The following is a 1,826-nucleotide window of genomic DNA, read 5'->3' on the forward strand; positions in this document are numbered from 1 at the left end:
GCCACCCGCGCCCTGCCTGAGCTGCCGAAAGACAGCCGGACCGCCTTTGAGAACGAGCTGAAGATCCTGGGTGAACTGAAGGACGGCGCGGAGAAGCGCCGCCTGCGGATCGAGGGCGGGGGCGAGGTGGCCGAGAAGAAGAAGGCCCTGGCCGAGCTTGACGCCGAGCTGCTGGAGTGGAAGGCCGGGATGCGCGTGGACATCGACGCCGGGATCGCGTCAGAGCAGACCATGGTCCGCCAATGCCAGCGGGAGATTGACGGGCTGCAGGCTGAGATCGAGCGGCTGGAGCGGGAGATCGGCAGCAAGCAAAGCATCATCGCTGACCGCGAAAAGAGCATGGCCGAAGCCCGGGAAAACTGGAAAGAAGTCAACGCCCGCGAGTTCACCTTCGAGCAGACCGACACCTGCCCCACCTGCGGACAGGCCCTGCCGAAAGAGCAGATCGAGGCTGCCCGGCAGAAGGCCCTGGCCGACTTCAACACCAAAAAAGCCCGAGAGCTTGAGACCATCACGGCTGACGGCAAGGCGATGGGCGCCGAGATCAAGGGGCTGCAGGCCGAGATCGCCGGGCTTGAAAAAGATGCTGCCGACTTCCGGGCGGAGCTGGACGCTGCGACGAAGAGCAAGGCCGAGGCTGAGAGCCGCCTGGCGAAGCTGGAGCAGCAGGCCGCCGACCTGGAGAGACACCCTGACTATCTGGAGAAGCTCGCGGGCCGTGAGGCGCTCCTGGCCGCTATCACCGCCCTGCAGCAAGACAGCAGCGAGGAGCTGCAGAAGGTGCTCTCCGAGATCATCGAGATCGCGGCGAGGATAAAAGGGACCGAGGCCGAGCTTGCCAAGTTCACCGCCCGGAAAGACGGAGAGGCCCGCATCGCGGAGCTGCAGGAGCAAGAGCGCAAGCTGGCCGCCGAGTATGAGGCCCTGGAGCAACAGGTTTATCTTTGCGAGGAGTTCACCCGGGCGAAGGTCAGGCTGCTGGACGAAAAGATAAACAGCCGGTTCGAGCTGGCCCGGTTCAAACTTTTCAACGTGCTCGTGAACGGGAGCCTGGAAGAATGCTGCGAGACGCTTTACGACGGGGTGCCCTGGTCTACTGGCATGAACAACGGCAGACAGATCAACGTGGGCATCGACATCATAAACACCCTTTCAAAACACTACGCCTTTACCGCCCCGATCTTCGCCGATAACGCAGAGAGCGTAACCGAGATCATTCCAACAGATGCGCAGCTCATCAGGCTGGTGGTCAGCAAGCCGGATAAAAAATTGAGAATTGAATATGAGGAGGAGACAAGGTGAGTGAAGAGACCCAAGTTGCCAAGCAAGAAGAATCAATGTCCACGCGTTTTATGAACGCAGTGGTGCGGGAGTTTTCAGGAAGTGTTGGCGAGGTGGCGCTGACCAACTTCCAGCGGCGCCTCGCGCAGAACTATTTCATTGCCGTGGACCAGGCCCTGGCCAAGGCGGAGCAGAGGCGAGACAACAAAAAAAATAACCTGCCCATCACCTGGGGCAACGTCGACATGAAGCAGCTGGCCCTGGATGTTGTGGCAGCGGCCCGGGTGGGGCTGGACCCGGCCCAGCCGAATCACATCAACATGGTGCCTTACCGGAACAACCGAACGAAAAAATACAACATCGGTTTTATCGACGGCTACCGCGGGATCGAGATGAAGGCTGTCAAATACGGGCTGGATATCCCTGACGACGTGACGATTGAGTTGGTCTACGCAAACGACACCTTTAAGCCGATTAAAAAAGACCACCGGAACAAGGTCGAGAGCTACGAGTTTGAGGTCTCCAACCCTTTTGACCGCGGGGAG

At 59.8% G+C, this 1,826-nt stretch carries 2 pseudogenes; both read left to right on the forward strand.

Going from position 1 to position 1,826, the window contains the following annotated elements:
• Nucleotides 1-1,302 (forward strand): annotated as a pseudogene (locus ACE4YL_RS02860) (hypothetical protein); the annotation flags it as partial.
• Nucleotides 1,299-1,826 (forward strand): annotated as a pseudogene (locus ACE4YL_RS02865) (recombinational DNA repair protein (RecE pathway)); the annotation flags it as partial. The pseudogenes ACE4YL_RS02860 and ACE4YL_RS02865, both read left to right, overlap by 4 nt.

Origin of the sequence: Candidatus Darwinibacter acetoxidans (assembly GCF_041936445.1) — a bacterium.
Lineage (GTDB): Bacteria > Bacillota > Limnochordia > Darwinibacteriales > Darwinibacteriaceae > DTU010.